The organism is Ruminococcus champanellensis 18P13 = JCM 17042 (assembly GCF_000210095.1).
Lineage (GTDB): Bacteria > Bacillota > Clostridia > Oscillospirales > Ruminococcaceae > Ruminococcus_F > Ruminococcus_F champanellensis.
The window spans coordinates 2455252-2476726 of the sequence record NC_021039.1 but is presented as its reverse complement, the minus strand read 5'-3'; the positions used below and the strand labels follow the sequence as shown (position 1 = coordinate 2476726).

Here is a 21475-nt window from a genome sequence, read left to right as displayed (position 1 = left end):
AGATCATTGTGGGCAGCACACCCCCTGCGCCGGCAGTCGGGGCGGCTGTGGAATCCACGCTGTTCTTATTATACGCTTATCAGCATGGCTTTGCAATAGGATATTTATACAAAATTTGCAGCGTTAAAATGTGCGCACGGGCGTTTTCGACAGAAAATTATGTACATAATGCACAAACGAGGCAAAATTCAAACGATTCAGCTGTCTATTTCGACGGAGTTGCTTTGGCGGGATTGACAAAAGCCCGGAAATCCGGTATACTGTGTAAAGGAAAACAGCTTTACACCCATGTCACAGAAAGGGGGCGGCGCTGCACATGGCAAAGGATCTGCGGTTTGCGCTGCTGCTGGACTGCTACGGCTCCCTGCTGACGGAACGGCAGGCGGCATACATGGAGCTTTACTACTGTGAGGATCTTTCCCTGGGGGAGATCGCAGAGGACGCCGGGGTTTCCCGGCAGGCAGTGCGGGACGCTGTGAAGCGTGGCGAGGCGCTGCTGACGGAGTATGAAGCAAAGCTGGGCTTTGCCGCACAGCATACCGCCTGTGTGGAAAAGCTGGAGGAATTACAGCACCGGATCGGCACCCTGGGCGGACGCATCCCCCCGGAGCAGCTTTCGGCGCTTGCAGATTGTGCGGCACAGTGCCGGGCACTGATCGAATAAACGAATCAATACACTTAGAAAGAAATGAGGCGGGACTATGGCATTTGAAGGTCTGTCCGAAAAGCTCAACCACGTCTTTAAAAAGCTCAAATCCCGCGGCAAGCTGTCGGAGAGCGACGTCAAGGACGCCATGCGGGAGGTCCGGATGGCGCTGCTGGAGGCGGACGTCAGCTATAAGGTCGTCAAGGATTTTGTGGCAAAGGTATCCCAGCGCTGCGTGGGGGAGGAGGTTCTCTCCAGTCTGACCCCGGCACAGCAGGTGGTCAAGATCGTCAACGATGAGCTGATCGCTCTGATGGGCAACGACAATGCCCGGATCAATATGCCCTCCAAGCCTCCCTGCGTCATTATGATGTGCGGCTTGCAGGGCTCCGGTAAAACCACCCACGCTGCAAAGCTTGCAAAATATTTAAAGCGGGAAGGGCATCGCCCCCTGCTGGTTGCCTGCGATATCTACCGTCCGGCGGCGATCAACCAGTTGATGGTAGTGGGAGAAAAGGCTGGGGTCAAGGTCTTTGAAATGGGACAGATCGACCCGGTGGTGATCTCCACCCAGGCCATGCGCTATGCCAAGGATTACGGTCACGATGTGGTCATTCTCGATACCGCCGGCCGGCTCCACATTGACGAAAAGCTCATGGATGAGCTGAAGCAGATCAAGGCAAAGGTGGAACCCAACGAGATCATGCTCGTGGTGGACGCTATGACCGGTCAGGACGCAGTCAACGTGGCAAAGGCATTTGACGAGGCGCTGGGCATCGACAGCGTGCTCATGTCCAAGCTGGATTCCGATACAAGAGGCGGTGCGGCGCTGTCCGTGCTGGCTGTGACCGGCAAGCCCATCAAATTCGTGGGTATGGGCGAAAAGCTGGACGAGTTCGAGCGTTTCCATCCGGAGCGTATGGCTTCCCGGATCCTGGGCATGGGGGATGTGCTGACCCTGGTGGAAAAAGCGGAAGCGGTAATGAGCAAGAGCGATGCGGAGAAGCTGACCAAAAAGCTCCAGGAGCATTCCTTTGATATGAACGACCTGTTGGATCAGCTCAAGCAGATCCGGAAGATGGGCTCTCTCAAGAGCATTATTTCCATGCTCCCCGGCGTGGGGGATAAGGTCAAGGATATGGATGTGGACGAAAAGCAGTTCAGCCGCATCGAAGCCATGATCACCTCCATGACTAAGAAGGAGCGTGCAAAGCCCTCCATCATCAACCCCCAGCGCAAGCGGCGGATCGCCGCCGGCAGCGGCACCAAGGTGGAGGATGTGAACCGGCTGCTCAAGCAGTTTGAGCAGATGCAGCAGTTTATGAAGCAAATGGGGGGCGGCGGTAAGACCAAGATGTTTGCCCGCCGGGCAAGAAAGCAGCTTGCCGGCATGAATTTCGACAAGATGGGCAATCCGGGCGGAAAGCTGCCCTTTTAAGAACAGCTTCAAATGCGGTTCCCCGCTTTGATAGATAGTTCACGCAGACGGAGGTGAAATGAACATGGCAGTAAAGATCAGACTGAGAAGAATGGGCGCAAAGAAGGCTCCCTTCTACCGTGTGGTTGTTGCAGATTCCAGATACCCCAGAGACGGCAGATTCATCGAAGAGCTGGGCTATTATGATCCCACCAAGGAGCCGTCCGTTGTAAAGATCGACGGCGACAAGGCAAAGGAATGGATGGCAAACGGCGCACAGCCCACCGACACTGTAAAGGCACTCCTGAAGAAGGAAGGCATCCTTTAATTCCCGCTGGCAGCACGGGCAAGGGCTCTGGCTCTTGCTTGGGGTGTGCCGGTAATTGCTTTGAGTTAGGAGAGGGGGCGGCGTACCGCTCCCGATTATGTATATGAAAGAATTGCTTTACACGGTTGCAGCAGGACTGGTAGCAGATCCTGCTTCCATTTCCATTACCCAGGACGAGCCGGATGCAGAGGGCGTGATCGTACTGCACCTGCATGTGGCTGCGGAGGATATGGGCAGAGTCATCGGCAAGCAGGGCAGGATCGCCAAGGCGATCCGCACCATCATGCGTGCCGGCGCCGCAAGAGAAAACCTGAAGGTTGCGGTGGAAATCGACTGAGCAGATCAAATGCGGCGGCTTTGTGCCGCCGTTTGTATTATGGCAACGTCCGGCAGCGTGCTGTCGGTGTGGGGAGGAACCTATGCAGAAGAATTTATTGGAAATCGGCAAGGTGGTGAATATCCACGGACTCCGGGGGGATGTGAAGATCCAGCCCTGGTGCGACAGCGCCGGATTTCTGTGCGAATTTGATACCCTGTACCGGGCAGACGGCACCCCCATGTCCGTGGTATCCGCCCGGGCGCATAAGGGAATGGCGGTGGTGCGCTTTGCAGGCATCGATACCCCGGAGCAGGCGGAAGCCTTACGGAATACGGTGTTGTATATGAATCGGGCGGACGTGGAGCTGGATGCGGACACCTACTTCATCCGGGATCTGATCGGCTTGCAGGTGCTGGATGCGGACACCGGGGCTGTGTACGGAAGGCTGGAGGAGGTGCTGGAGACCGGCGCCAACGATGTGTATACCATTCGCACCCCGGAGGGAAAGCAGTTGCTGTTCCCTGCCATCGGGGACGTGGTGGTGGAAACGGATCTGGAGCAGGGGATCATGCGGATCCGGCCGCTGGAGGGGCTGTTTGACGATGCGGATTGATATTGCCACCCTGTTCCCGGAGCTGTGCGAGGCGGTGCTGTCCGAAAGCATCCTGGGCAGAGCCAGAGCATCCGGCGCCATTGAGATCCACTGTCACCAGATCCGGGACTTTGCCGGCAACAAGCACAACCGGGTGGACGATGTGCCCTACGGCGGCGGCATGGGCATGGTGATGCAGGCAAAGCCCATCTACGATTGCTACCAGGCAGTGTGCGCACAGCTACCCCGGAAGCCGCATACCATATATATGTCCCCCAAGGGTACAGTGTTCAGCCAGCAAAAAGCCATCTCTCTTTGCGAATATCCGTATATTTTCCTGCTGTGCGGGCATTATGAGGGTGTGGATCAGCGAGTGCTGGACAAGATCGTGGACGAGGAGATCTCCATCGGGGACTATGTGCTCACCGGTGGAGAGCTGCCTGCATTGGTGGTGGCGGACGCCATTGCCCGGATGTGTCCCGGCGTGCTGCCCAGCGAGGAGTGCTTCCAGGAGGAGAGCCACTACGGGGGACTGCTGGAATATCCCCACTACACCCGGCCCGAGGTCTGGGAGGGGGAGGCGGTGCCGCCGGTGCTCCTGTCCGGGCATCACAAGCACATTGCGGACTGGCGTTTTGCACAAAGTCTTGCAGTGACGGAGCAGCGGCGGCCGGATCTGTACCAGGCGTACATGGAGGCGCATCCCCCGGCACCCCCGAAGCAGAAACGGAAAAGGAAATAGGCTTTTGTGCGCATTGTATAGTTTCTGTTGTTGAAAACTATGCGAGGTGTTGAAAGTTTTCCACAGTGAAAACTTCGTGATAATGAACAAAATCCGCCCCTGCCACCTTCGGCGGCATTTGGCAAAGCGTAGAATTTTCGCTGAAAATGCATATTTCATGTATAATAGGCGTTGACTAAGGAATCCCTAGCCTGTATAATGGTAATCAGTGATCAAGAAATACATGCCATCCAAATAAGAGAATAGGAGAGTTTTGAGATGTACGTGAAAGATGTAATGGTGCAGAATCAGGTTGGTCTGCATGCAAGACCGGCTACCTTCTTCATTCAGAAGGCCAATGAATTCAAGTCCTCAATCTGGATCGAAAAGGAGGAGCGCCGTGTAAACGCAAAGAGCCTTCTCGGTATTCTTTCTTTGGGCATCGTCGGCGGTACTGCCATCCGTATCATTGCAGACGGCGCAGACGAGCAGGTTGCCGTTGATTCCCTGGTAGAGCTGGTTGAAAGCGGCTTCAGCGACGAGAACAGATAAGGTAACACCTGCACAGAGCTTGTAGGCGCTATCCGGACATGACACAACAGTAAGGGGCGTTACATTGGGTAACGCCCCTTTTGCTGCATCAGCCCCCGGTGTCCGCACTGTATTCGTACATATTTTCCGCAAAGATCCCGTAGCCCCGGGTGGGGTCGCTGACAAACACATGGGTCACCGCCCCGATGAGCCGTCCCTCCTGGAGGATGGGACTGCCGCTCATGCCCTGGACAATGCCCCCGGTGGCGTCCAGCAGCGCCGGATCCGTAATGTGGATCACCATATTTTTCGTGCCGGTACTGCCCCAGTCCGCCTTTTCGATTTCAATGGCATACTCCTTTGGCTCCCTGCCGCTGATAGTGGTGCGGATCACCGCTTCTCCCGTATGCACATCCTGCTTCAGTCCCAGAGGCACTGCCTCCGCCGGCTTCCGCTGCGTCTCCAGGGTGCCGAATACGCCGCATCGGTTGTTCAGATACAGACTCCCCATGGCTTTGCCCGGGGTGAAGCAGCCACGCAGCTCCCCGGCGGCTCCGGCACTGCCTTTGGTGACGCTCTGGATGTTGACACCCACCACCTCGCCGCTGGACAGGGGAATGATCTCCCCGGTATCCACGTCGCACACCGGATGTCCCAGACCGGCGAATCTGCCGCTGTTTGGCATATAATAGGTCACGGTGCCGATGCCGGCAGTGCTGTCCCGCACCCAAAGCCCTGCCTTGTAACAGGCATCTGCCTGGCTGTACAGGGGCGTCAGGGACAGGGTGCGGATGTCGCCTCCCCGGTTGATCCGGATCTGTACCGGCTCACCCTGTGCCTCCCCGATGGCTTGCTGGAGGGCAGCGTTGCCGTTGATGGGGGTATCGTTCACGGACAGCACCATATCCCCCACCTGGATCCCGGCACGTTCCGCCGGACATTCTCCCTCCGGGTTCACCTTACCCATGCCCACCACCATGACCCCGTCCATCAGCAGCTTGATGCCGAAGGGATCTCCCCCCGGCACCACCAGGGGCGTATCCACCGCTGTGACCTCCACGGTCTTGATGGGCAGGAACCCGAACAGCCGCAGGCTGACGCTGCCCCGCATGGGTACGGTTTCTGCCGCATAGGCAGGGGCGTCGCCCTCCGCTGCGGATTCAATGGGCAGGGCGGTATGGAGTGCAAGCTCCGTTCCTTTTGTCACATAAAAGCTGTCCGGCAGGGCATAGTGATAGTAGCCGGCGGTGCCTGCCAGCGCCAGCGTCGCAGCTGCTCCCAGGGAGAACAGGCGCGAAAATAATTTCAGCATTTGGCATCATCCTTTCTGACGGCGTCCGGCGGCGCTGTATCCCTTGCATGCAGAGCCGGCGGAATGCCACACTGCTACTATTGACCGTCTGCACGGGTTTATAAGCGTTGTTTTTACTGCATATTTTCTGACAAAGTTTGAATTGCTGCGCTGTTTCGGCGCTGCATCCCTCTGGGAGGAGAGTTCTGCTATGAAAAAAGACCGGATCTTACAGGTTTTACAGATTTTTTTGAAGCTCGCCCTGGTGGTGACCACTCTGATCTACCCCTTGTTTATGGATCTGCTGACTGCCCTGGGCTGGACGGTGAATGCCCATAGCTACGGGGCGAAATTCCGGATCCTGGCGGCGGTGGTGGCGGTTGGCGCATTGCTTATGACCGCCGGGGTGATCCTTGCCCTGTGCAAAAAGGACATTGCCGCCCTGGTGACCGGCTCCGTGGGCTTCTTCCCCCTGATGGGGGCGGTGAGCATTGCCACCTCCATTGCAGAAGCGGCCGGCTGGGCACCCCAGAGCGAGGCGCATCTGGGACGGTTCGCCTATCAGATCTGGGCGGATCGGATGCTCCCCACCATTGCCCCCTACTGCCTGCTGGTGGCAGTGGCTCTGCTGCACTACTTCTCCTATGAGGCATCCGCCGCACGCCGGGAGAAAAAGCGGCAGAAGGAGGAATTTGAAAACCGCCCTGCCCCGAAAATTGTAGAGGATTGAGGCGGCACCGCACAAGGATTGTGCAGCAGATGCTGTGCAAAGCCGACAGGCGGGCTTTGTGCGGTGTTGTCTGAAAAAATCCGGGCTTTCCCCGATATTCTGCGGCGTTGCCGCCGGGCTGTCGCAGAATATGTACTCCGTTTTTTCTGGAATCACCACGAGAAGTGTCGAAAACGTTTATATTTTAAGAAATAAACAGACTAGAAATAATCAATTCATGAAATGCTCTAAAATACTACATTTTTCGGCAATATAAACTCTTGCACCTTGTCAGCATGTGTGTTAATATATGTGAGTAGAAAAAATAGGAGGTAGAACAATGGTTAATAAGGTAAAGGTTTTGATTGGTGACGACAGTGTCGAATACGGCATTGCCTGCGCCAGTACCCTTCGGGGACAGGGCATGTACGTCATGACCCGACCCAAGGACGGAACCGCCCTGCTGGAGACGATCAAAAGCGATGCCCCCGACGTGGTTGTGATGGACGCCATCCTGCCCCACATGGACGCAATAGAACTCATGAAGAAGGTTCAGGCGTCCGGCGGCAAGCGCCCCCAATTCATCGTCACAAGCGCATACGACAATCCCTTCATCGAAAAGCAGGTGATGCAAGGCGGTGCGGCATATTTCATGCTCAAGCCCTTTGAGATCTCTGCACTGGGAGAGCGGATCACCTCTCTGACTCAGGGAGGCATGACGGGACGCAATGCGCCGGGGACGGAGAATATGGAGATCGTGGTGACGGACGTGATCCACCAGCTTGGCGTTCCCGCCCACATCAAAGGGTATCACTACCTGCGTGAGGCGATCCTGTCCTCGATTGAGGATCCGGAACTGCTGGAAAGCGTCACCAAGCTGCTGTATCCCACGGTGGCAAAGCGGTTTGACACCACCTCGTCCCGGGTGGAGCGTGCCATCCGCCACGCCATCGAGATTGCCTGGGACCGGGGCAACCTGGACACGCTGAATGCGTTCTTCGGCTACACGGTGAACACCTGTAAGGGCAAGCCGACCAATTCGGAGTTTATCGCTCTGATCACCGATAAGCTGCGGCTGCAGCACCGGGTCGCCATGCGTCAGTCCTGATGCGGATTGCATCTTAGCCTTGCAATCATGCATCTTTTATGATATGATGAATACAATAGATTATGCATGCACAGTCTCGCAGCTGTGAATTTACAAGGGAGAGATGAAAATGGCATTTGTCAAAACCGAAGTGGAGAAGCTGACGCTGAACCCCTTTACCAAAATTGGAAAGGAATGGTTTTTGCTCACAAGCGGCACACCGGATTGCTACAATACGATGACCGCTTCCTGGGGACAGATGGGTGTCCTCTGGGGAAAAAACGTGCTGACCGCATACGTCCGTACATCCCGGAAAACCTTTGAGCTGGTGGAGCAGAACAATCTGTTCACCGTGTCCTTCCTGCCCCAGGCGGATCGTCCGATCCTCCAGTTCTGCGGCTCGCACAGCGGCAGAGACTGCGACAAGGCAAAGGAGACCGGACTGATCCCGGTGGGGTTGGATGGTTCCACCGCCTTTGAACAGGCATCCCTGGTGCTGGTGTGCAGAAAGCTGTACGCAGCGCCCCTGGACATGAAGCAGGCAGTGGACCCCGCCATCGCTTCTTTCTACGAGAAGGATGCGATGCACCACATGTACATTGCAGAGATCCTCTCTGCATACGAAAACAAGTAAACACACAGGTTCTTTTCCCGCAGTCACCATACTGCGGGATTTTTTCGTCAATTCGCAAAAAGGGGGTGACAAATCCGGCAAAATCGGCTATAATAAAAATAGCATGCAGTTTTGCATGCGTCACAACACACAATGGAGGAATGATTATGTCAAAGAAGCCTTATTACATCACCACGGCCATTGCCTATGCGTCCAGAAAGCCGCACATTGGCAATACCTACGAAGTGGTGTTCACCGATGCCGTAGCGAGATATAAGCGAATGCAGGGCTATGATGTATTCTTCCTGACCGGTACGGACGAGCATGGCGTCAAGATCGAGGAGCTTGCCAAGTCCGAGGGGATCACCCCGAAGGAGCATGTGGACAAGGTAGTCGGCGAGATCCAGGACATCTGCAAGCTGATGCATATATCATACGACGGATTCATCCGCACAACGGATCCCCGGCACGAGGAAGTGGTACAGAAGATCTTCAAGAAGCTGTACGACCAGGGGGATATCTACAAGAGCGAGTATGAGGGCATGTACTGTACTCCCTGCGAGAGCTTCTGGACGCCCTCCCAGTTGGTGGACGGCAAGTGTCCGGACTGTGGCAGAGAGGTGCAGCCCGCCAAGGAGGAGGCATACTTCCTGCGGCTGTCCAAGTATCAGCAGTGGCTGGAGGAGTACATTGAAACCCATCCGGACTTCATCGTCCCCGAGGGCAAGAAGAAGGAAATGATGAACAACTTCATCAAGCCCGGCCTGCAGGATCTGTGCGTATCCCGCACCACCTTCCAGTGGGGCATCCCGGTGACCTTCGATCCCAAGCATGTGATCTATGTGTGGGTCGACGCCCTGTCCAACTATATCACCGCCATGGGCTACGATCCGGACGGCTCCAGCGACCAGTTCAAAAAGTACTGGCCCTGTGACTGCCATGTGATCGGCAAGGACATTATGCGGTTCCATTCCATTTACTGGCCCGTTATGCTCCATGCGCTGGGTCTGGAGCTGCCCCGGCAGCTGTTTGGTCATAACTGGATCCTGTTCGGAGAGGACAAAATGAGCAAGTCCAGGGGCAACGTGATCTACGCCAGCGATGTGGTGGACGCATTCGGGGTGGATGCTGCCAGATACTACCTGCTCAGCGAGATGCCCTACGGCTCCGACGGCTCCATTACCTACGAATCCCTCATCGAGCGGTTCAATACGGATCTGGCAAACACCCTGGGGAATCTGGTGAACCGGACCATCGCCATGGCGCAGAAGTACTTCGGCGGCGTGATCCAGCCGGCGGATGCCGCCGAGCCGGTGGATGCAGATCTCCGGGCAACGGCACTGAAAACCGTGGAGGAAGTAGACCGGCTCATGAACCAGTACCGGATGGCGGATACCCTGGACGCTGTCATCTCCCTGGCAAGACGGAGCAACAAGTACATTGACGAGACCATGCCCTGGGTGCTGGCAAAGGACGAGGCACAGAAGCCCCGGCTGGGTGCGGTGCTGTATAATCTGCTGGAAAGCATCCGCTTCCTGGCGGTTCTGCTCCAGCCCTTTATGCCGGAAACCGCAGAGAAGATCTTTGCCCAGCTGAACACGGACTGCAAGGACTATGCAAGCCTGTCGGCGTTCGGCGGTCTGCATGCAGGGGACAAGGTGGGCGAGCCGGTGCCCCTGTTCGGCAGAATCGATGCGGAGCAGATGATCCAGCAGTTGAAGGCAAAGCAGGAGGCTGCCGCCGCACCGGCACAGGAGCCGGCGCAGGAAGCCATTCAGCTTGCACCGGAGATCTCCATCGAGGACTTTGCCAAGGTGGAGCTGCGGGTGGCAAAGGTGCTTTCCGCAGAGAAGGTGAAAAAATCCTCCAAGCTGCTGTGCATCCAACTGGATGACGGCATGGGAGGCAGGCAGGTAGTGTCCGGCATTGCCAAGTGGTACAAGCCGGAGGAGCTGGTGGGCAAAAAAGTCATCGTGGTTGCCAACCTGAAGCCTGTGAAGCTGTGCGGCGTAGAGAGCAACGGCATGATCTGTGCGGCAGACCTGCCGGACGGCAGCGTCAGGGTGCTGTTTGCGGATGATTCCATGGCCTGCGGCGCCAAGATCCGATGAAAGGAAGAATTGTATGAAAACACTCTTTTGCAGAAAGCTGCGGCGGGGACTGGCAGCGGCGGTATGCTGCGCTGTGAGCCTTTGCGCAGCGGTTACTCCGGTGCAGGCACAGACCATGCAGCCGGCGGCAGAAACGGCAGCAAAGGAAGTGACATACCGGCTGATCCCGGAGGAGAACCGGATCAGCTCTGCGCAGATCCGTTCCGGGTCTGTGGACGTGAAGATCCGCATGTACATTGAAAATGACCCGGGCACCTCTGCCATTGCCCTCCAGTTCGGCATGCCGGAGGGAGTTGCTCTGAAGGAGGGGGGCTTTGCATCCCCCTATTGCTACGGGGACGGCACAGCGGATTCCGCCAGGTTCCACTCTTTCAACGTGGAAAAGCGCCGGGTCACCTGGATGTCCGGCACCATGATCAGCTTTCTGGTGCCCACCAATTCCGAGATCTATGATCTGAGCCTGCCCTTTGTGGAGTTTACCGTGACGCTGCCCCAGGGGGCGGCAGAGGGGGTCTATGAGGTGTACTTTGACCCTACTCCGGAGCAGGACGGGACAGCTACCGTGTCCCTGCTGTACAGCTCCCGTACCATCAATGACCAGGGGGATACGGAGCGGCTGAAGGTGCATTACAACAGTGCCCTGATCGGCGTGGGGGATTCCCTGCTGCGTGGGGACGTGGATCTGGACGGGGATGTAGATGTGGCAGATGCGGTTGCGGTGCTCCAGGCAAGCGCAGAGCAGATGGTCACCGGGGAAAATCCCCTGAGTAAGGATGCCCGGTTCGGGGCGGACGTCAACGACGACAGCCGGGTGGATGTCAGCGATGCGGTGCTGATCTTACAGTATTCCAGCATGAAGATCGCCAATCCGGATGCGGACTGGGATGACCTGCTCGGTTGACAAGCTCCCGAAAATAGGGTATACTGAACAGGTGAGCAGGCTATGCGATAGCGGGGGAGGCAACTCCCGTGAGGAAAGTCCGGGCATCACAGAGCAGGGTAGCTGCTAACGGCAGCCGGGGGCGACCCTAGGGCTAGTGCAACAGAGAGATACTGCCGCAGCAATGCGGTGATGGTGGAAAGGCGGGGTAAGAGCCCACCAGAGTGCGTGAGAGCGTACTGCTATGTAAACCCTACCCGATGCAACGTCTATTGGTACCGTCTTTCAACATCTGCTCGGTGGAAAGGCGTGTAATGGCGGCTTGAGCGTTCCGGCGACGGATCGCCTAGATAAATTATCGCACACGACAGAACTCGGCTTATCGGCCTGGTCATGGCATGGGCGTTCCCTTCGGGGGGCGCCTTTTTGCATGCCCGGTAAATTATGAACATTTTAAGAGCAAAAAATGACCGGGCGAAAAATTTCTCCGCAATAAACGACTTGAAAACTTTGTGCAGATGCAATAAAATAAAGACAACGACGGAAAAACTGTTGGGCACATCATCAGCGGATCCGTTTGGCGCAGACAAAGAGAGGGACTGCGCAAAAAATATCATACGAAAGCGGGGAATTTGTCAACATGAGAAAACACACCATCAGCAGATTTTTTCACGGTCTGCTGGCGGCGGCGGTGTGCCTGACCTTTACGCCGCTGCCTACCGCTTCCGCAGCCACGGTCATTACCGAAAACAAGACCGGTACCGAGGACGGCTATGCCTATGAGCTGTGGAAGGACAACGGCAACACCAGCATGACCCTGACCGGAGGGGGCACCTTCAGCTGCGAGTGGAGCAACATCAACAACTGTCTGTTCCGCAAGGGCAAGAAGTATGACTGCACCCAGACCTACGAGGAACTGGGCAATATCACCATCGAATACGGTGTGGATTATCAGCCCAACGGAAACTCCTACATGTGCGTGTACGGCTGGACCCGGAATCCCCTGGTCGAATACTACATCGTTGAAACCTGGGGCAGCTGGAGACCGCCGGGGGCAACCTCCGCACTGGGTACGGTGTACGCAGACGGGGGCACCTATGACATTTACAAGACGGTCAGAGAGAATCAGCCCTCCATTGACGGAAATACCACCTTTGATCAGTACTGGAGCGTGCGGCAGTCCAAGCCCTCTGCAAACGGTACCAAGATCGAGGGCACGATCTCCGTTTCCCAGCATTTCAAGGCGTGGGAGCAGGTGGGCTTGAAGATGGGTAAAATGTATGAAGTGGCTCTGAATATTGAGGGGTATCAGAGCAGCGGCAAGGCTACGGTATATAAAAATAATCTGTCCGTAGGCGGCGAGATTCCCGACCCGGTCGAGCCGGATCCTGTAGAGCCGGACGAGAACGGCTATTACTTCCACAGTACCTTTGAGAAGAATACCGACAACTGGTCCTCCAGAGGGGATTCCACCGTTACGGATTCCTCCTCTGCAGCGGCAGCCGGCAGCAAGTCCCTGGCAGTCACCGGCAGAACCGATACCTGGAACGGTGCGGGCTATACCCTGGACACTGCCACCTTCCAGCCCGGCAGCGCCTACAGCTTCAGCGTGCTTGCCATGCAGGACGCAGTAGCTTCCGACGACTTCAAGCTGTCCCTCCAGTATGATCTGGATGGGGAGACCAACTACGACACCATTGCAACCGCAACCGGCGCCAAGGGCGAGTGGGTACAACTGGCAAACACCGCTTACACCATTCCTGCCGGGGCAACCGGATTGCTGCTGTATGTGGAAACCGCAGACAGCACCAACAGCTTCTACATGGACGAGGCCATCGGTGCAGTGAAGGGCACAAAGATCGATGCAGGTCTGCCGGATCAGCCGGATCAGCCGGATACTCCCACCATGGGTGACGTGGACGGCAGCGGCACGGTGGATGCAAAGGATGTGAAGGCACTGCAGAATTATCTGACCCGGAAGGCCAGCACCCTTGCCAATGCAGAGGCAGCGGATCTGGACGGCAACGGGGTCATCAACGCCATGGATCTGGCGCTGCTCAAGCGGAGCCTGCTGGGCAATCAGGGCGGCACAACGCCTGTGACGCCTTCTGAGTCCGGCTACTTCAAAAGTACGTTTGAAACAGGGAAGGACGGATGGGTTTCCAGAGGGGACACCACCCTGTCCACCGATTCCGAATCCTATTATTCCGGCAGCAAGTCCCTGCGCATCAGCGGCAGAACAGATACCTGGCAGGGAGCGGCTTATACACTGGATACCAAGACATTTCTTCCGGGCAGCAGCTACAGCTTCAGTGCCGCTGTTATGCAGGCAAGCGGTTCTTCTGAGGAGCTGCGGCTGACGCTGCAATACACGGACGCTGACGGCGAAACCGCATATGACACAGTGGCTTCTGCTACCGCAGCCAGCAAGACCTGGACCAAGCTGGAGAACAAATCCTACAAGATCCCGGCAGGGGCGTCCGATCTGCTGCTGTATGTAGAATCCGTAGACAGCACCACGGATCTGTACCTGGATGAGGCAGTGGCTGCTGCCTCCGGTACTGCGTCCTCCGTGGTAACCGGCGGCGGCAAGGTGGGAAATATCACAACACCTACCCCGGCGGCAGGCACTGTAGATATTTCCTGGATCGACAAATCCAAGCCCATGGTTGCCATTGCCTTTGACGACGGCGCAGTGGGCACTGCTTCCACCGATTATTCCATCCGGATTCAGGACGCCATTGCAAACAGCGGCTTCCACGCCACCTTCTTCTACGTTGGCAACTGGATCAACGGCAGCAACCAGGGCGAGATCAAGCGTGCCTATGAGCTGGGCATGGAGATCGCAAACCACTTCACCTCCCACACGGATCTGACCAAGCTGTCCGCAGCGGAGATCCGCAAGGAGTACGATACCACCTCCGACAAGATCAAGGCCATCACCGGGCAGGGCACCTCTCCGGTTATGCGTCCGCCGTATCTGAGCGTGAACGATACCGTAAAGTCCGCACTGAGCGATGTGGCACTGGTTAATTGCAGCATCGACACCGGGGACTGGAACGGGGCAACCAGCGACCAGATCATCAGCAAGATCAAGACAGCCATGAGCAACGGCACGCTGGACAACGCCATCGTGCTGTGCCATGAGACCTATGATTCCACTGCCACCGCAATGGAATATCTGGCGCCCTATCTGAAATCCCAGGGCTGGCAGATCGTAACGGTTTCCGAGCTGTTTGCGGCAAACGGCAAGGAGCTGAAGGGCGGTACCCTGTACAACGCCTGCAACTAATCCGACATCTACTACAATCTGATATATCCCCCTGTGGCGGCTGCGTTTGCGGTCGCCATTTCCCTTTTACGGGAAACCCCATTGTGCAGTATTTACAAAAAGCATTTCATATGGTATACTGAATTATGCAAAGGAGTGAGGGGCATATGATCAAGCATCTGTCCGGCGACTATGAAACCGTGGAATATGAAGAAAAACGGTGTATCATGCTCTACCACAATACCCAGTATGAAGAATATCCGGTACACTGGCACCAGGAGATCGAGATCATCATGCCGCTGCGCAAGTGCTACCGGCTGGAGATCGGGGATCGGGAATATGTGATCCGGGAAAACGAGGTGTTCCTCATCCCCCCCGGGGAGCTGCACCATCTGTTTGCCTGTGAGGGGGAGCGGCTGATCCTCCAGTGTGACAACAGCCTGCTGGGGGCGCAGCCCGTGTTCGACTCCATTATGCGGGGGCTAAAGGCACCAGTGCTGATCGATGAAAGCTACGGCAGCGAGCTGCAGGCTGTTGCCAAAAAAACCATGCTGGAAATTTTTTCTCTATACTTCTCCGGCTCGGAGCTGGCGGAGGTGCGGATCTACAGCCTGCTGGTGCGGCTGCTGATTGCTTTGCGAACCCGGCAGCTGACCGAAAAAACGGCGCAGCTGGACTGCAGCAGCGACAAGGTGGAGGAATACAACGAAAAGTTCAGTCTGGTGCTGAAATACATCGACAGCAACTACATGAACAACATTTCCCTGGACACCCTTGCCGGTATCGCCGGCTACAGCAAGTATCACTTCTCCCGGATTTTCAAGCAGTACAACACCATATCTTATTTGCAGTACATCAACGAGCGCCGGATCCGGGCGGCGGAGCTGATGCTCCAGGATCCGGCACTGCCGGTGACGGAGGTTGCCATGCAGGTAGGGTTCAAAAGCCTGACCACCTTCAACCGGTGCTTCAAGGAGATCAAGCACTGCACCCCCACGGACTTTAAAAAGCTGTGTCAGAAACGATGAACATTTCCTTGCATTTTCCACACATGATTCAACCTTCCTTTGTGCAATCTGTAGAATTGATGTCCTTTGGTGGACAGCTGTTCTGTGGGTGAATACATTTTTCACGACAACTGCAAAAAAATTCTTGCTATTTGCCTAGTAAAGTAGTATAATAGAAACTATCAGAGCAGGGATGCGCTGAAAAATATTTAGGAGGTTTTAAACAATGGCGTTTAAAAGTTCATATGTGCAGGGTGTCTATGACAAGGTCTGCGAAAGAAACAAGGGAGAAAGCGAATTTCTTCAGGCAGTAAGAGAAGTCCTCGAGAGCCTTGAGCCCGTTCTCGAAAAGAGACCCGACCTGGTTGAGGCTGGCATCCTTGAGAGAATCGTGGAGCCGGAGCGTCAGATCATGTTCCGTGTATCCTGGGTTGACGACAACGGCAAGGTTCAGGTCAACAGAGGTTATCGTATACAGTTCAACTCCGCAATCGGTCCGTACAAGGGCGGTCTGAGACTGCACCCCTCCGTTAACGCATCCGTAATCAAGTTCCTGGGCTTTGAGCAGATCTTCAAGAACAGCCTGACCACACTGCCCATGGGCGGCGGCAAGGGCGGTTCCGACTTCGACCCCAAGGGCAAGTCCGACGGGGAAGTTATGCGTTTCTGCCAGGCTTTCATGACCGAGCTGGCAAAGCACATTGGTGCTGACACCGACGTTCCTGCCGGCGATATCGGCACCGGCGCAAGAGAGATCGGCTTCATGTTCGGTCAGTACAAGAGACTGCGCAACGAGTTCACCGGCGTGCTCACCGGCAAGGGTCTGTCCTACGGCGGCTCCCTGGCAAGAACTGAGGCTACCGGCTACGGTCTGTGCTACTTCACCGAGGAAATGCTGGGCTGCATGAAGAACGACAGCTTCAAGGGCAAGACCGTTGTTGTTTCCGGTTCCGGCAACGTAGCAATCTACGCAACCCAGAAGGCAACCGAGTTCGGCGCAAAGGTCGTTGCAATGTCCGACTCCAACGGCTACATCTACGATCCAAACGGCATCAACCTGGATGTTGTAAAGCAGATCAAGGAAGTTGAGCGGGGCAGAATCAAGGAATACTGCAACCGTGTACAGGGCGCTACCTACACCGAAGGCTGCAAGGGCATCTGGGGCATCAAGTGTGACATCGCGCTGCCCTGCGCTACCCAGAATGAGCTGGACGGCGAGGCTGCTGACAAGCTGATCGCAAACGGCGTCATGGCAGTTGCAGAGGGCGCAAACATGCCCAGCACACCGGAAGCCATCGAAAAGTTCCTGGCAAAGGGCATCCTCTTTGGACCTGCAAAGGCTGCAAACGCAGGCGGCGTAGCAACCTCCGGTCTGGAAATGGCGCAGAACTCCGCTCGTTACAGCTGGACCTTTGAGGAAGTTGACGCAAAGCTCCACAGCATCATGAAGACCATCTTCCACAACAGCTTCAACGCTGCAAAGGAATACGGCATGGAAGGCAACCTGGTTGCAGGTGCAAACATTGCCGGCTTCCTGAAGGTTGCAGACGCTATGAAGTGGCAGGGTGTTGCATACTAATCCGGATGATCCGAAACAAAAGCGGAATGCTTCGTGCATTCCGCTTTTTTGCGTTTACAGGATCAATAATTTCTTTGGCGTGTGGGTCAGATCCTCCGCCCCGTCCGGTTGGATCAGCAGCAGATCCTCGATCCGCACCCCGAATTCTCCCGGCAGGTAGATCCCCGGCTCTACGGTGATGACCATGCCCGGCTCCAGGTGCTGCTTGGCTCTGGGACTCAATGCCGGAGACTCGTGGATCTCCAGTCCCACGCAGTGCCCCAGGGCGTGACCGAAGCAGTCCCCGAAGCCTGCGTCCCGGATCACCTGGTGGGCGGCCAGGTGGGGCTGATCGCAGGATACCCCTGCCCGGAGCATGCGGATCCCGGTTTCCTGGGCGGCAAGCACGGTGCTGTACACGGTGCGCATCCGCTCCGTGGCACTGCCCAGGGCAAAGGTACGGGTCATGTCCGAGTGATAGCCGTTGACCACGGCGCCGAAATCCACCAGGATGAACTCCCCGGCGGCAACCGGCTTTGTATCCGGCATTCCGTGGGGCATACTGGTCTTGGCGCCGGAGATCAGGATGGTATCAAAGGAGGGACGCTCCGACCCACGCTTTGCCATTTCATACTCCAGTAGGGCGGCAAGCTCCTTCTCCTGCATGCCGGGCTTGATCTGCCCCAGCAGGGCGTCAAATGCCTCCTCCGCAATGCGCTGCGCCTGCCGCAGGCAAGCGATCTCGTCCTGATCCTTAATCTGCCGCAGCCGGGTCAGCCCCTCTCCCAAAGGCTCCAGGGTGCAGTCCGGCAGGGCGGCGGTGAGCCGCTGATGGGTCTGGACGGACATGCACTGGGCAAGGAACGCCAGCCGGGTGATCTGTTCCCCCTCCAGCAGCGCCCGGAGCGCCGGGGCGGAGGGACCTCCCTGGGGGGGCACGGAAACCGCAAAGCCCAGGGGCGTGAGCCGTGCCCGGGCAGCTTCGATATACCGGGAATCCGTCAGCACAAAGCCCTTGCCGGCGGCGGTGATGAGCACCATGCCCTCCAGACCCCCGAATCCGGTGGCGTACTGGATGCTTTCCGGGGCATCGTTGGTCAGCAGCAGCGCCTGTACCTGCTGTGCCCGGAGCATGGCGGCAATGTTCGGTAACTGATTCATATGATCCATCCTCTTTTCTGTGGGGTTGCCTTTAGTATACCCGCATCCATCCGGAATGTCAAGGCGGGTTTTCGGGTACTTTCCCGGATTTTATCACCAAATGCCCACAAAGAAGGGGTACACTGAATACAACACAAACAGAGAGAACAGCCTTTCGGGGGGATATGCATCAAGGTGATGCCGAAAGGATGAGTTGTATGAAACATAAAGCTTATTTTGCATTTCTGACTGCCCTGATCCTGTGCGCCGGGCTTGTGTCCGGATGCAGCAAGGCGGATTCCGGGGACAGCAGTACCCGGACCGCTGCCGGATCCTCCGCTGGGGATTCCACGGATCCAGTACAGGCGGAGCAGCCGGGGGCTTTGCAGGCGACATCCCTGCTGCCCCTGACCCTGGATCCGGAGGATCTGGATGATAGCTGGGAGGATTCCGCCGTACAGGTCACCCTGTCCGGAGATACGGTACAGGCATCCGGCGAAGGCGTGACCATCGAGGGCAACACTGTCACCATCACCCAGGCAGGCACCTATGTGGTCAGCGGCACCCTGGATGGGGTGCTGCGGGTGGATGCTCCCAAGGATACGGTGCATCTGGTGCTGAATGGTGTGACCCTGTCCAATGATGCCACCGCTCCGGTGCAGGTGATGGACGCCAAAAAGGTGGTGCTGACCCTGGCAGAGGGCAGCAGCAATCAGATTACGGACGGCAAGACCTATACCAGCTTTACGGATGAAGAAAACACCGAGCCAAATGCCGCCTTGTTTGCCAAATCCGATCTGACCATCAACGGGAAGGGCAGCTTGCAGGTTACCGGGCAGTATGCCAACGGGATCCAGAGCAAGGATACCCTGTGCATTGTGAGCGGCAGCATCCGGGTGATGGCGGCAAATCACGGGCTCAAGGGCAAGGATGCGGTGCTCATCGCCGGAGGTACCCTGACGGTGGATGCCCGGGGAGACGGGATCCGGGCAAGCAATGACACGGACAGCCGGAAGGGCAATGTGGTGATCTCTGACGGACAGATCACCGTGGATGCCGGGCAGGACGGGATCCAGGCGGAAACCTGTCTGGCAGTCACCGGAGGGGATCTGACCATCACCGCCGGAGGGGGCAGTGCCAATGCAGAGCCTCACCAGGAAAGCATGCCGGGCTTCGGACAGCAGACCCAGACGGATACCGGTACGGAAACCGTCAGCACCAAGGGCATGAAGGCAGGCACGGAGCTGTACATCGCCGGCGGAACCATTTCCATCGATGCGCAGGATGACGGGCTGCACAGCAACGGCTCCATGACCCTTGCGGGAGGAGAGATCACCATTCGCACCGGGGGTGACGGTGTCCATGCGGACAGCAGCCTTACCGTGCAGAACGGGGACATCCGCATCGAGGAAAGCTATGAAGGCCTGGAGGCGGTGGAGCTGTACATCCAGGGCGGCACAGTGCATATCACTGCCAGCGATGACGGTCTGAATGCCGCAGGCAGCCTGTCGGCGGATACCTCCGCACAGGGGGAGACCACCGGCTATGTGCAGACCGCATTCGGCGGCTTCGGCGGCATGGGTATGGTGGATCAGGACGCCAAGCTGGAGATCAGCGGCGGCTATGTGTACATCAACGCCGGCGGCGATGGCATTGACTCCAACAACGGGGTCATCATCAGCGGCGGCACGGTGCTGGTGTGCGGCCCGACGGATTCCGCCAACGGTGCCCTGGACAGCGAAACCGGTATTGTGGTGAATGGAGGCTTCCTGCTGGCAGTGGGCAGCAGCGGCATGGCGGAGATCCCGGAGGATACCTCCGGTCAGTATGCGGCAGCCATCGGCACGGGCACCCGGCAGGCAGGCACTCTGCTGACCATTACGGACTCGGATGGGCAGGTGCTGTGCGCCTTTGCTCCGGAAAAGCAGTACCAGCATGTGGTATTCAGTGCTCCTGCCCTGCAGGAGGGAGAAACCTATACGGTGACCCTGGGGGGCAGCTGCTCCGGCACGGAAACCGATGGCTTGTATACGGGAGGGGACTGCACCGGCGGCACGGAGCTGACCAGCTTTACTGTATCTGACAGGATCACCACCGCAGGCAGCAATGCGGGCGGCATGAATCCCCGGGGAGGCGGTTTCCCCGGCGGACAGGATGGCATGATGCCTCCGGATAGACAGGAACAGGGCACCCGTCCCTCCTTTGACGGGCAGGAGCCGCCGGAGGATATGACACCTCCGGATGGGTTTGATCCCACACAGGAGGGAAAAACACCCCCCGGCGGCTTCGGGGGATTTGATCCCAAAGCAAATACGGGAAATGCATAAACCAGGGCGGAATCGGCTTGCTGTCGGTTCCGCTTTGACTTTGTTCCGGCGGCATGCTATAGTGGGGATACAAGGAGGGATGGTATGGATCAGGAGGCATTTGCCAGTGCCTGCGCCTGGGCGGCGGCACGGCTTGGACAGGGGGGCATCGGCACCCTGGGGGAAAAGTCCCTGCATGCGGCACTGAAGTATTATTTTGAACCCTGCCCGGAAAACCATGAGCAGCCCCTTGGGGGCTTTGTGGCGGATGCGGTGGGGGAGCACGGGGTCATCGAGATCCAGTCCCGGAGCCTGTTCAAGCTGATCCCCAAGCTGGACGCATTTCTGGAGGCATGCCCGGTGACGGTGGTGCATCCCCTCATCGGGAAAAAGTGGGTGGCATGGTACACGCCGGAGGGCGTACCCGTATCCCGCACCCGTGCCCCGGGGAAGCTCCGGCTGACCGATGCGGTGCCGGAGCTGTACGCCTTGAAGTATATGCTAGACAATCCCCGGTTTCACTTTTGCATCTGCGTGGTGGAGGCGGAGGAGCAGCGGCTGCTGGACGGAGTGGGAAAGGATCGGAAACGCCGCAGCACCCGGTTGGACCGGATTCCTCTTGCCCTGATGCAGGAGGTGCATTTTGACTGCCCGGCGGATTACATGCAGCTTTTTCCGGCGGATGTGCCGGAGGTGTTCGGCAGCCGGGAGATTGCACAGGCGGGACATATGCGCCGGGACACTGCCCGGATGCTGTTGAATCTGCTGTGCTATCTGGAGCTGATCCAGCCGGCGGAACAGCGGGGGAATGCCAAGTATTACCGCAGAGGGGCGGGATGAGGGGGTGCGCCCCCCCTTTTCTTTTTTGGGTCTCTTTATGCTCTGCCGTTCTGCTTTTTGGATGACCATTTTCTATTCTGCGTTCTATGATACTCTGCGTGCTGTTTT

At 57.1% G+C, this 21475-nt stretch carries 19 protein-coding genes and 1 other RNA gene; 18 read left to right on the top strand and 2 right to left on the bottom strand.

Features of this window, described 5'->3' with window-relative positions:
* Window positions 1-316 precede the first annotated feature (316 nt).
* From ylxM to RUM_RS11280, 7 genes are all read left to right on the top strand, one after another.
* Window positions 317-664: a YlxM family DNA-binding protein gene (gene ylxM / locus RUM_RS11310; protein ID WP_015559224.1), complete on the top strand. Its 348-nt coding sequence runs from the start codon at window positions 317-319 to the stop codon at window positions 662-664.
* 37 nt (window positions 665-701) lie between these two features.
* On the top strand, window positions 702-2084 hold the full coding sequence (gene ffh, locus RUM_RS11305) for a signal recognition particle protein (RefSeq protein ID WP_015559223.1): 1383 nt from the start codon (window positions 702-704) through the stop codon (window positions 2082-2084).
* Between the two features lie 64 nt (window positions 2085-2148).
* Window positions 2149-2391 carry a 30S ribosomal protein S16 gene (gene rpsP, locus RUM_RS11300; RefSeq protein ID WP_022357541.1) on the top strand — a complete coding sequence of 81 codons (243 nt, stop codon included), beginning with the start codon at window positions 2149-2151 and terminating at the stop codon, window positions 2389-2391.
* A gap of 103 nt (window positions 2392-2494) precedes the next feature.
* On the top strand, window positions 2495-2728 hold the full coding sequence (locus RUM_RS11295; protein WP_041326828.1) for a KH domain-containing protein: 234 nt from the start codon (window positions 2495-2497) through the stop codon (window positions 2726-2728).
* A gap of 82 nt (window positions 2729-2810) precedes the next feature.
* Entirely contained in the window at window positions 2811-3323 is a 513-nt protein-coding gene (rimM, locus tag RUM_RS11290) for a ribosome maturation factor RimM (RefSeq protein ID WP_015559220.1), read from the top strand.
* Window positions 3313-4044 carry a tRNA (guanosine(37)-N1)-methyltransferase TrmD gene (gene trmD, locus RUM_RS11285; protein ID WP_015559219.1) on the top strand — a complete coding sequence of 244 codons (732 nt, stop codon included), beginning with the start codon at window positions 3313-3315 and terminating at the stop codon, window positions 4042-4044. The genes rimM and trmD overlap by 11 nt, the downstream gene beginning before the upstream one ends.
* Window positions 4045-4302: 258 nt before the next feature.
* Complete coding sequence (locus RUM_RS11280; RefSeq protein ID WP_015559218.1) at window positions 4303-4575, top strand: HPr family phosphocarrier protein; 273 nt, start codon at window positions 4303-4305, stop codon at window positions 4573-4575.
* An 88-nt stretch (window positions 4576-4663) separates the two neighbouring features.
* Here the strand turns inward: RUM_RS11280 and spoIVB are convergent, their stop codons facing one another.
* Entirely contained in the window at window positions 4664-5866 is a 1203-nt protein-coding gene (gene spoIVB, locus RUM_RS11275; protein ID WP_015559217.1) for a SpoIVB peptidase, read from the bottom strand.
* A 190-nt stretch (window positions 5867-6056) separates the two neighbouring features.
* Between spoIVB and RUM_RS11270 the strand changes: the two genes are divergently transcribed.
* The 9 genes from RUM_RS11270 (at window position 6057) to gdhA (ending at window position 17102) form a co-directional block, all read left to right on the top strand.
* The gene (locus tag RUM_RS11270; RefSeq protein ID WP_015559216.1) at window positions 6057-6575 is read left to right on the top strand and encodes a hypothetical protein; all 519 of its coding nucleotides are present in this window, start codon (window positions 6057-6059) and stop codon (window positions 6573-6575) included.
* Between the two features lie 319 nt (window positions 6576-6894).
* Window positions 6895-7662: a sporulation transcription factor Spo0A gene (spo0A, locus tag RUM_RS11265; protein ID WP_015559215.1), complete on the top strand. Its 768-nt coding sequence runs from the start codon at window positions 6895-6897 to the stop codon at window positions 7660-7662.
* Between the two features lie 109 nt (window positions 7663-7771).
* Complete coding sequence (locus RUM_RS11260) at window positions 7772-8275, top strand: flavin reductase (RefSeq protein ID WP_015559214.1); 504 nt, start codon at window positions 7772-7774, stop codon at window positions 8273-8275.
* Window positions 8276-8421: 146 nt separating this feature from the next.
* Window positions 8422-10365 (top strand): methionine--tRNA ligase, encoded by a 1944-nt coding sequence (gene metG / locus RUM_RS11255; protein ID WP_015559213.1) that lies wholly within the window; start codon window positions 8422-8424, stop codon window positions 10363-10365.
* 13 nt (window positions 10366-10378) lie between these two features.
* On the top strand, window positions 10379-11266 hold the full coding sequence (locus tag RUM_RS11250) for a dockerin type I domain-containing protein (protein ID WP_015559212.1): 888 nt from the start codon (window positions 10379-10381) through the stop codon (window positions 11264-11266).
* Window positions 11267-11298: 32 nt separating this feature from the next.
* An RNA gene (gene rnpB, locus RUM_RS12280) (RNase P RNA component class A) lies at window positions 11299-11643 on the top strand.
* A 242-nt stretch (window positions 11644-11885) separates the two neighbouring features.
* Complete coding sequence (locus RUM_RS13300) at window positions 11886-14537, top strand: glycoside hydrolase family 11 protein (protein WP_015559211.1); 2652 nt, start codon at window positions 11886-11888, stop codon at window positions 14535-14537.
* A gap of 146 nt (window positions 14538-14683) precedes the next feature.
* Window positions 14684-15544, top strand: a complete 861-nt coding sequence (locus tag RUM_RS11235) for a helix-turn-helix transcriptional regulator (RefSeq protein ID WP_015559210.1) — start codon at window positions 14684-14686, stop codon at window positions 15542-15544.
* Between the two features lie 205 nt (window positions 15545-15749).
* The gene (gdhA, locus tag RUM_RS11230) at window positions 15750-17102 is read left to right on the top strand and encodes an NADP-specific glutamate dehydrogenase (RefSeq protein ID WP_015559209.1); all 1353 of its coding nucleotides are present in this window, start codon (window positions 15750-15752) and stop codon (window positions 17100-17102) included.
* Between the two features lie 54 nt (window positions 17103-17156).
* Here gdhA and RUM_RS11225 read toward each other — a convergent pair whose 3' ends face one another.
* A complete protein-coding gene (locus tag RUM_RS11225) occupies window positions 17157-18242 on the bottom strand; it encodes a M24 family metallopeptidase (RefSeq protein WP_015559208.1) in 1086 nt (361 codons plus the stop codon).
* Window positions 18243-18439: 197 nt separating this feature from the next.
* Here RUM_RS11225 and RUM_RS11220 point away from each other — a divergent pair, with 197 nt between their 5' ends.
* Window positions 18440-20548 carry a carbohydrate-binding domain-containing protein gene (locus RUM_RS11220; RefSeq protein WP_015559207.1) on the top strand — a complete coding sequence of 703 codons (2109 nt, stop codon included), beginning with the start codon at window positions 18440-18442 and terminating at the stop codon, window positions 20546-20548.
* A gap of 84 nt (window positions 20549-20632) precedes the next feature.
* The gene (locus tag RUM_RS11215) at window positions 20633-21367 is read left to right on the top strand and encodes a DUF8091 domain-containing protein (protein WP_015559206.1); all 735 of its coding nucleotides are present in this window, start codon (window positions 20633-20635) and stop codon (window positions 21365-21367) included.
* The last annotated feature ends 108 nt before the right edge of the window (window positions 21368-21475 follow it).